This is a genomic window from Streptomyces sp. NPDC060000, from assembly GCF_042737375.1.
In the GTDB taxonomy this organism is placed as follows: domain Bacteria; phylum Actinomycetota; class Actinomycetes; order Streptomycetales; family Streptomycetaceae; genus Streptomyces.
Genome location: NZ_JBHWUU010000152.1, coordinates 1 through 9,206, shown reverse-complemented (window position 1 = coordinate 9,206; position 9,206 = coordinate 1). Strand labels below are relative to the sequence as shown.

General features: G+C 67.2%; 7 protein-coding genes and 1 tRNA gene. 5 read left to right on the top strand and 3 right to left on the bottom strand.

Annotated elements, in window-relative coordinates; genetic code table 11:
• Window positions 1-205: 205 nt before the first annotated feature.
• Window positions 206-1,564, top strand: a complete 1,359-nt coding sequence (locus ACFWBB_RS41840; RefSeq protein WP_385284325.1) for a pyridoxal phosphate-dependent decarboxylase family protein — start codon at window positions 206-208, stop codon at window positions 1,562-1,564.
• Window positions 1,561-2,976: a lysine N(6)-hydroxylase/L-ornithine N(5)-oxygenase family protein gene (locus ACFWBB_RS41835; protein ID WP_385284323.1), complete on the top strand. Its 1,416-nt coding sequence runs from the start codon at window positions 1,561-1,563 to the stop codon at window positions 2,974-2,976. Before ACFWBB_RS41840 ends, ACFWBB_RS41835 begins: the two co-directional genes overlap by 4 nt.
• Before the next feature lie 115 nt (window positions 2,977-3,091).
• Here the strand turns inward: ACFWBB_RS41835 and ACFWBB_RS41830 are convergent, their stop codons facing one another.
• Entirely contained in the window at window positions 3,092-4,906 is a 1,815-nt protein-coding gene (locus ACFWBB_RS41830) for a bifunctional metallophosphatase/5'-nucleotidase (RefSeq protein WP_385284320.1), read from the bottom strand.
• A 149-nt stretch (window positions 4,907-5,055) separates the two neighbouring features.
• Between ACFWBB_RS41830 and ACFWBB_RS41825 the strand changes: the two genes are divergently transcribed.
• Together ACFWBB_RS41825 and pyk are read left to right on the top strand one after the other, a co-directional pair.
• Window positions 5,056-5,757 carry an SIMPL domain-containing protein gene (locus tag ACFWBB_RS41825; RefSeq protein ID WP_385284318.1) on the top strand — a complete coding sequence of 234 codons (702 nt, stop codon included), beginning with the start codon at window positions 5,056-5,058 and terminating at the stop codon, window positions 5,755-5,757.
• A gap of 233 nt (window positions 5,758-5,990) precedes the next feature.
• On the top strand, window positions 5,991-7,427 hold the full coding sequence (gene pyk, locus ACFWBB_RS41820) for a pyruvate kinase (RefSeq protein ID WP_385284316.1): 1,437 nt from the start codon (window positions 5,991-5,993) through the stop codon (window positions 7,425-7,427).
• Window positions 7,428-7,440: 13 nt separating this feature from the next.
• Here the strand turns inward: pyk and ACFWBB_RS41815 are convergent, their stop codons facing one another.
• Entirely contained in the window at window positions 7,441-8,220 is a 780-nt protein-coding gene (locus ACFWBB_RS41815; RefSeq protein WP_385284313.1) for a helix-turn-helix domain-containing protein, read from the bottom strand.
• Window positions 8,221-8,327: 107 nt separating this feature from the next.
• A tRNA-Leu gene (locus tag ACFWBB_RS41810) sits at window positions 8,328-8,400 on the bottom strand.
• A 103-nt stretch (window positions 8,401-8,503) separates the two neighbouring features.
• Between ACFWBB_RS41810 and ACFWBB_RS41805 the strand changes: the two genes are divergently transcribed.
• Window positions 8,504-9,160, top strand: a complete 657-nt coding sequence (locus ACFWBB_RS41805; RefSeq protein WP_385284311.1) for an ANTAR domain-containing response regulator — start codon at window positions 8,504-8,506, stop codon at window positions 9,158-9,160.
• The last annotated feature ends 46 nt before the right edge of the window (window positions 9,161-9,206 follow it).

Genomic DNA, 9,206 nt, shown 5'->3' with positions numbered 1-9,206 from the left:
CCCCGGCGCCCACACCAGCCCCGGCGCCACCTCCCACGCCGGAGGCGCCGAGCACACCGTCCCGCCAAGGCCAACGCAGCGCCCCGCCGCAACACGTCCCCCTTTAGGGTTCCGAACACCGGATGTTCCGGGCGCGTCCCCGCAATCCCCGACAAGCTGGCACTCCCCGCTGCGGACATCCGCCCCGCGCCCCGGAGGAGCCCCCGTGAGCATGCCGCCCCTCGCCTCAGGCCCCGAAGGCCCCGACGCCCTACGGCCCTTGCTCGCGACCGTCCTCGACGCCCTCGGCACCGGCAGCCGGGCCCGCCGAGGACCACTGCCCGCAGGCGGCCCCGAAGCCGTCGCCGCCCGCCTGCGGCACGCCGTCGCAGACGTACTCCCCGAACACGGCGACCCGCACGCCCTGCACACCCTCGTCCACGCCCTGGCCGAAGGCTCCGCCGACCCCGCCGACCCCCTCTGCGCCGCCCACCTGCACTGCCCGCCCCTCGCCGTCGCCACCGCCGCCGACCTCGCCGTCTCCGCCCTCAACCCCTCCCTCGACTCCTGGGACCAGGCACCGGCCGCCTCCGAACTGGAAGCACTCGTGACACGGACGCTCGCCGCCCGAGCCGGCATGGCCGACGCACTCGTCACCACCGGCGGCACCGAAGCCAACCAACTCGCCCTCCTCCTCGCCCGCGAAACCCACGGCCCCACCCTCCAACTCGTCTGCGGCGCCAACGCCCACCACTCCCTGCCCCGCGCCGCCTGGCTCCTCGGCCTCCCACAACCCCTCGTCATCCCCACCCCCACCGGCACCCTCGACCCCACCTCCCTCGCCGACACCCTCACCACCCGACCCGGCCCCCACCTCGTCGCCGCCACCGCCGGCACCACCGACGCCGGACTCATCGACCCCCTCCCCGCCATCGCCGCCCTCACCACCACCCACGGCGCCCGCCTCCACATCGACGCCGCCTACGGAGGCGGCCTCCTCTTCAGCGACCACCACCGCCCCAGACTCAACGGCCTCGACGCCGCCCACACCGTCACCCTCGACCTGCACAAACTCGGCTGGCAGCCCATCGCCGCCGGACTTCTCGCCGTCCGCGACACCCACGACCTCACCGCCCTCCACCACCACGCCGACTACCTCAACGCCGACGACGACACCGAAGCCGGCCTCCCCGACCTCCTCGGCCGCTCCCTGCGCACCACCCGCCGCTCCGACACCCTCAAAATCGCCGTCACCCTCAAAACCCTCGGCCGTACCGGACTCGCCGCCCTCGTCGACCAGGTCTGCGCCCGCGCCCACGAATTCGCCGACCTCGTCACCGCACACCCCCGCTTCGAACTCCACGCCCCACCCACCATCAGCACCGTCCTCTTCCGCCCCGCACACGCCACCGACGCCACCGTCGCAACCATCCGCCGCCGCCTCCTCACCCAAGGCCACGCCGTCCTCGGCCGGGCCCGCCTCGACGGCCGGCTCTGGCTCAAGACCACCCTCCTCAACCCCCACACCCGCCCCCACGACCTGGCCACCCTCCTCGAACTCGCAGAAGGAAACACCCCCCGATGAACCACCCCCCACACCCCGGCACCCCCCGCGACCTCGTCGGCATCGGCATCGGCCCCTGCAACCTCTCCCTCGCCGCCCTCGCCCACCCACTCGCCGAACTCGACACCGTCTTCTACGAACAACGCCCCCGCTTCGACTGGCACCCCGGCCTCCTCATCGAAGGCGCCCGCATCCAAGTCCCCTTCCTCGCCGACCTCGTCACCCTCGCCGACCCCACCAGCCCCTGGACCTTCCTCAACTACCTCAAAACCCACCAACGCCTCTACCCCTTCTACTTCGCCGAGCGCTTCCACACCCAACGCGCCGAATACGACACCTACTGCCGCTGGGTCGCCGACAACCTCCCCGGACTCCACTTCCGCCACCAGGCCGACGCCGTCCACTGGAACCCCGAACGCGACATCTTCGAAGTCGACTTCACCCAACTCGACACCAACGGCGAAGCCGAAGCCCTCGGCCGCACCCACACCCGCAACGTCGTCCTCGGCATCGGCACCGAGCCCTACGTCCCCGACGCCCTGCGCCCCCTCGCCGACGCCCCCGGCGTACCCGTCATCCACGCCGCCGACTACCTCACCCACCGCGACACCCTTCTCGCCGCCGGCCACATCACCGTCGTCGGATCAGGACAATCCGGCGCCGAAGTCTTCCTCGACCTCCTCCGCCACCGCCCCACCGGCCACGAACAACTCCACTGGATCGGCCGCACCGACGCCTTCGCCCCCATGGAGTACTCCAAACTCGGCCTCGAACACTTCACCCCCGACTACACCCGCTACTTCCACGCCCTCCCCGAAAACACCCGCGACCGCCTCACCACCACCCAATGGCAACTCCACAAAGGCATCGACGCGGGCACCCTCGCCGCCATCCACGACGAGCTCTACCGACGCACCCTCCACGGCGACTGGCCCGACACCGTCCTCACCCCCGGCGTCCGCGTCCGCACCGCAGGCCGCATCGCCACCACCCAAATCGAACTCCACCTCGAACACATCCAGCAGAACACCCGCACCCGCCTCACCACCAACGCCGTCGTCCTCGCCACCGGCCACCGCGAACGCCCACTCGACCGCATCCTCGCCGGCCTCGACCCCTACATCCGCCGCGACAACAGCGAACGCCCCCGCATCGACGAACACTTCCGCCTCGTCCTCGACCCCTCCATCACCGCCACCGGCTGCAACATCTACGTCCAGAACGCCGAACGCCACACCCACGGCGTAGGCGCCCCCGACCTCGGCCTCACCGCCTGGCGCGGCGCCACCATCCTCAACACCCTCACCGGCAAAGAGACCTACCCCCTCCCCACCCGAACCGCCTTCACCACCTTCGGACTCGAACAACCACAACCCCGAGTCCCACAAGCCCGAAAAGCCCCCCACCTCACCCCCCTCGTAGACCGCCGCTGAGAACCACCAACGGCAGCCGGCCAACGCGAAAAGGCGGTGCTCACGCAACGGCCGCACCCGGCCACCGCATGAAACACCGCCCACCGCCCCGCAGGACTACAACACCTCGGAACCCCTAGAAGACCGGCGTACCGTCACGCGTCAGCCTCCAGTCCACCGACGCGAAGTCCTTCGGATCCAGCACACCCTTCGCCGTCACCCACTCAGAAATCCGCGTACGGATCTCCGTCGACTCCGACCACAACTCCTGCGCCGACGCCACATACGGGAACGCCCCACCACCATTGGCCCGGTAGTTGTTCACCGCCAGCACGAACTGCTGCGCATCATCCAACGCCGCACCATTGAACGTCAGATTCCTGATCCGAGAACCCGCCGCCTGCGCGATGTCGATCTCGTACGCCAGCCCCGACACATAGTCGTAGTTGTAATCCGGACGCCCCGCCGCGTTCGTCAGCTTCTCCGTGTCGATGACCGCATCCGCCGCCGTCTGCACGAAGTACTGCGCCGAATACTCCAGGTACGCACGCACCTGCGCACCCGTCAACAACTTCGCCACCAGCGTGTTGTCGTACACATACAGGCTGGAAAGGTCCCGGATCGTCACCTGACCGGCCGGGATCTCCGACGTACGCGAGAACGGCGACGCCTGCGCGATCACCGGCAGCGACGCATACGACGTACCCGCCAGCGCCGCCTTGACGACATCCTCCTGAACCCTCGTGATCAGGTCGATGATCGGCGCGTCCTTGTACCGCGCCTCCACCGTCGTCAACGTCTCCGTCGCGGTACCCACCACCTGGTTGACGTACTTGACGACCTTCGCGTGCTCATCACCCAACAGCTTCGTGATCTTCGGATCGTCCGCCACCGAGTTGGAGTTCAGCACCTTCGAAGAAACGGACTCGACCGTCCACCGCCCCTTCTCGAACACCAGCTCCACATCGAACACCGACAACCGCTCCGCGTAAGCCAACGGCTCCGACAACACGACCGTCTTCCCGGTCTTCACGTTGACGACCTTCAGCTCCGGAATCTCCACATGCGCGTGACCCACCAGAACCGCATCGATGTCCGGCACCTGCTGCGCCACCAACGCCGCCGAGTTCTCCACATACGGCAACTGGTCACCGTACGACGACGTACCCGACGAACCCGAGTGCGCCGACACGATCACCACGTCCGCGCCCAGCGACTTCAGCTTCGGCACCCACTTCGCCGCCTGCTCCTCAAGACCCGGGAACGCCAGCTTGCCCTGCACATAAGCCTTGTCCCAGATCGCGATACCCGGGTTCGTCAGACCCAGCACCGCCACCTTCACCGGCGGCGCACCCTTCACACAGAACGTCTTGATCACATAGGGCTGGAACGCCGGCTTCAGCGTCTTCGCGTCCACCGCGTTCGCCCCGAGCAACGGGAACCGCAACTGCGACTCGAACTTCCGCAGCGTCTCGATGCCGTAGTTGAACTCGTGGTTGCCCAGCGCCGCCGCGTCATACCCGATCGCGTTCATCGCCTGCGCCATCGGATGCACCGGACCACCCTTGGCGGTGATCGGATCCACCTTCGCGTAGTAGTACGTCAGCGGAGTGCCCTGGATCGTGTCACCCGCGTCCAGCAGCAGCGTGTTCTCGCGCCCCTTCTCCTTACGGATCTGGTTCACCAGCGTCGAGATACGCGCCAGCCCCTGCGCATTACCGGCCGCGTCCTTGTACTCCGCGTCCTTGAAATAGTCCCAGTTGAAAACGTGACCGTGCAGGTCCGTCGTCCCCAGCACCGTCAGCGCATACCGCTTCGGCTGCTTGACCGGCTTCCCCGGCCTCTTCGCCTCCGAGGCCTGCGCCGCCGGAGCCGCGGCAGCACCCGCGATCGCCACCCCCGCCCCGGTCACAGCGGACTTCTTCAAGAACTTCCGGCGATTCAACGGCATGTCTCAAGCTCCTCGGGGAAAGGCCAACGACGCGCGTAGATTCTGACCCGGGCACGACCGACGGCAACAGGTCCAGGAGGTTTCGATCTGATGACCAGCACGGTCAACTCCCGCCAGGCAACAGGGAAAGCCATGACAAGGTGGGACGTATGACCTTCCCGCAGAATCCCCCGTACGGCACCCCCGACGCCCCCCTCCTCGAAGTCCGCGGCGAGGCCGAACTCGACGTCGCCCCCGAGATCGCCCGCATCGCCATCACCGTCACCGCCCGAGGCCGCGACCGCCGCACCACCCTCGACGACCTCACCCGCCGCAACACCACCGTCCTCGACCTCGTCAAGTCCTACGGCGACGCAGCCGAGAACCTCTCCACCGGCGCCGTCTCCCTCACCCCCGAACTCGCCACCCGCGGCCGAGGCGAACGCGTCCGCACCTACCACGGCACCATCCGCCTCACCGCCGAACTCACCGACTTCACCGCCCTCGGCGAACTCATCACCCGCCTCGCCGACCTCGACCTCACCCGAATCGACGGCCCCTGGTGGGAACTCCGCCCCACCTCACCCGTCCATCGCCAAGCCCGCCAGCAAGCGGTACGGGAAGCCGTACAACGGGCGAAGGAGTACGCGGAGGCACTGGGCACGACCGTGGCCGCCCTCCTGGAACTCACCGACACCGGCACGGCGGGCGGACGCCCCCGCGCCGCCTTCGACCGCCGCGCCGTCCGCTTCTCCATGGCCGCCGCCGACGCCGAAACGGCGACCCCCGAACCCCTCGACCTGGAACCACAGCACATCCAGGTCCGGGCCGAGGTCAGCGCACGGTTCACGATGAACCCACCCAGCCTGTGAACCACCAGTCCGTGAATCCGCACAGCCCGTGAATCCGCACAGTCTGTGAATTCACCCATTCGGACGATCCAGCGGCACCCAGTGCCACCACAAACAGAAAGAAACGCTCATCAGAGCGGCGGCCCGCACAATTTATAAACCGACAACAGTTGACAACAACCCTTCACCCAAAGGTCGTTGAGCCGCCATGCGCCCCAAATTCCCTACCCACCGGTAAGACATAAGCTCGAAACATGCGCCGAGCAAAAATCGTCTGCACCCTGGGCCCCGCCACCGACTCCTACGACCAGATCAAAGCCCTGGTCGACGCCGGAATGGACGTAGCCCGCTTCAACCTCAGCCACGGCGGCCACGCCGAGCACGAGGAGCGCTACCAGCGCGTCCGCAAGGCCTCCGACGAAACCGGCCACAGCGTCGGCCTCCTCGCCGACCTTCAGGGCCCGAAGATCCGCCTCGGCAACTTCACGGAAGGCCCCGTACTCCTTGAACGCGGCGACACCTTCACCATCACCGTCGAAGAAGGCGTAGAAGGCGACCGCCACCAGTGCGGCACCACCTACGCCGGCCTCGCAGCCGACGTCACCACCGGCGAACGCATCCTCGTCGACGACGGCAAAGTCTGCCTCGAAGTGACACGCATCGACGGACCCCGCGTCCACACCCGCGTACTCGAAGGCGGCGTGATCTCCGACCACAAGGGCCTCAACCTCCCAGGCGTCGCCGTCTCCGTCCCCGCCCTCTCCAAGAAAGACGAAGAAGACCTCCGCTGGGCACTCCGCACCGGCTTCGACGTCATCGCCCTCTCCTTCGTCCGCAGCGGCCGCGACATCCTCGACGTCCACCGCATCATGGACGACGAAAACCGCCGCCTCCCCGTCATCGCCAAGATCGAGAAGCCCCAGGCCGTCGAGAACATCGACGACATCGTGGCCGCCTTCGACGGGATCATGGTCGCCCGCGGCGACCTCGGCGTCGAGATGCCCCTCGAACAGGTCCCCCTCGTCCAAAAGCGCGCGATCAAACTGGCGAAGCGCAACGCCAAGCCCGTCATCGTCGCCACCCAGATGCTCGACTCCATGATCGAGAACTCCCGCCCCACCCGCGCCGAAGCCTCCGACGTCGCCAACGCGGTCATCGACGGCACCGACGCCGTCATGCTCTCCGGCGAGACCAGCGTCGGCAAATACGCCATCCAGACCGTCCGCACCATGGCCAAAATCGTCGAAGCGGCCGAGGAGGACATCCTCGCCAAGGGCCTCCCCGACCTGACCGAAAGCAACAAACCCCGCACCCAGGGCGGCGCCGTCGCCCGCGCGGCCGCCGAGATCGGCGACTTCCTCGACGCGAAATTCCTCGTCGCCTTCACCCAGAGCGGAGACACCGTCCGCCGCCTCTCCCGCTACCGCTCCCCGATCCCCCTCCTTGCCTTCACCCCGGAACCGGCGACCCGCTCCCAGCTGAATCTGACCTGGGGCGTCGAGACGTTCCTCGGCCCGCAGGTGAACTCCACGGACGCGATGGTCGACCAGGTGGACGAGCATCTCCTCAGGTACGGCCGCTGCCAGAAGGGTGACGTCGTGGTCATCACGGCCGGCTCACCCCCCGGGGTATCGGGCTCGACCAACCTGGTCCGCGTCCACCACGTGGGAGAGGACGACAGCCCCAAGTAGGGGAGTGTCTCGGTCAGTGCTTGGGGCCTACGTGGGTGTCGAGCAGGGCTACGTGCGCTTTCTTGGCGACGGAGATGTTGTAGGGGTTCCCGTTGCGGGTGCAGTGCGTCCACTCGATGCCCAGCTTTTCCAGGGTCTCGGTGAAGAGTCGCCGGATGTCGTCGGAGACGTTGGTGAAGAAGTACCGCGGGTATTCGTAGCGCTTGCGCTCACCGGCGACGAGGCGGGTCGTCCAGTTGGTGATGCGGCATCCGTCGGAGTGGATGAGGCCCCGGATGAATTCCCAGGGGTGGGCGTCGACGATGGCTTGCTGCCAGGGTTCGAGGACGATGGGCCGCTCGTGCTTCTTGCCGGGGCCGTGCTGGGGGAACATGCAGGTCCAGTGCCTGGTGTAGGACTTCACCTCGACGCAGCCTGTTTTGTGGCGCTGGCTGACGCTCGGGAGTGGCATCACCTTGTGCATGGCCTCTTCGGCTGCTGCGATCAGTCCGGTCTGCGTCGCGTTGCAGAAGATGGACAGGTGATGCTGCTTGGGCTTCGAGACGATGTGGCCATCCCCGAGATAGAGGCCCAGCAGGTAGGCGTATGCGATCTCATCGAACCCGCGGCCAGTGCATTTAGGGCAGTCTGTCGGCTGCTCATATTTCTCGCCACGGGCTTTGCGGTCCTCGCTGCGCCACCAGCCGACGGTGCCGCGTGGGATGTTCAGACGCTCGGCTACCACACGATTGGTGACACCTTGGAGCATGAGTGCGACGGCTTGAGTGCGAATCGAAGAGTCGTGCTGTTCCATGCGGCCACTTTGCGCGGGAGATCGCGACCCTACGCAGCAAAAAAGCGGATGTTCACGAGAACGGGAACATCCGCTTTCCTTTCGTGACCTTGGGAACCAAGGAAAAGTGCCCCGAGTCGGATTCGAACCGACGCTGGATGGGTTTTGAATCCATGGCCTCTACCGCTGGGCTACCGGGGCCCCTTCGAAATGAAGGTCAGCGGTCACCCGCTGTGTCACTACCTTACCGCAGCTAGGTAGGCTCTTGTCAGCAGTACCCCTGTGCCCTGAACGAGGAGCCCCCGTGACCGCCCCCGAGTCGCCCCAGCCCGTAGACGCGCCCGACGACGACCAGTCGCACGTGCCTCCGCTGACGACCCGTGTCGTCATCGCCGAGGACGAGGCGCTGATCCGTCTCGACCTCAAGGAGATGCTGGAGGAGGAGGGCTACAGCGTCGTCGGTGAGGCCGGTGACGGTGAGCAGGCCGTCGAGCTGGCCCGTGAGCACAAGCCGGACCTGGTCATCCTGGACGTGAAGATGCCCAAGCTGGACGGTATCTCCGCCGCCGAGAAGATCGCCGAGGAGCGCATCGCGCCCGTCCTGATGCTGACCGCGTTCTCGCAGCGTGACCTCGTCGAGCGGGCGCGTGACGCGGGTGCGATGGCGTACCTGGTGAAGCCGTTCAGCAAGAGTGACGTCGTGCCGGCGATCGAGATGGCCGTGTCCCGCTTCACGGAGCTGCGGGAGCTGGAGAACGAGGTCGCGGATCTGACGCTGCGGCTGGAGACGCGCAAGCTGGTGGACCGGGCGAAGTCGATTCTCCAGACGGAGTACGGGCTGACGGAGCCGGCCGCGTTCCGGTGGATCCAGAAGACGTCGATGGACCGGCGGATGTCGATGCAGCAGGTCGCCGAGGCGGTCATCCAGGACGCCGACGAGAAGAAGTCGTCCAAGGGCTGAGCAAGCCGGTAGACGTAAACGACGAGGCCCGCGCCCGGAGAAGGGG

Bases quoted from the DNA above. Each gene is read 5' to 3' on its own strand.
- ACFWBB_RS41835 (WP_385284323.1), top strand. From the start codon at position 1,561: ATGAACCACCCCCCACACCCCGGCACCCCCCGCGACCTCGTCGGCATC.
- ACFWBB_RS41830 (WP_385284320.1), bottom strand. From the start codon at position 4,906: ATGCCGTTGAATCGCCGGAAGTTCTTGAAGAAGTCCGCTGTGACCGGG.
- ACFWBB_RS41825 (WP_385284318.1), top strand. From the start codon at position 5,056: ATGACCTTCCCGCAGAATCCCCCGTACGGCACCCCCGACGCCCCCCTC.
- pyk (WP_385284316.1), top strand. From the start codon at position 5,991: ATGCGCCGAGCAAAAATCGTCTGCACCCTGGGCCCCGCCACCGACTCC.
- ACFWBB_RS41815 (WP_385284313.1), bottom strand. From the start codon at position 8,220: ATGGAACAGCACGACTCTTCGATTCGCACTCAAGCCGTCGCACTCATG.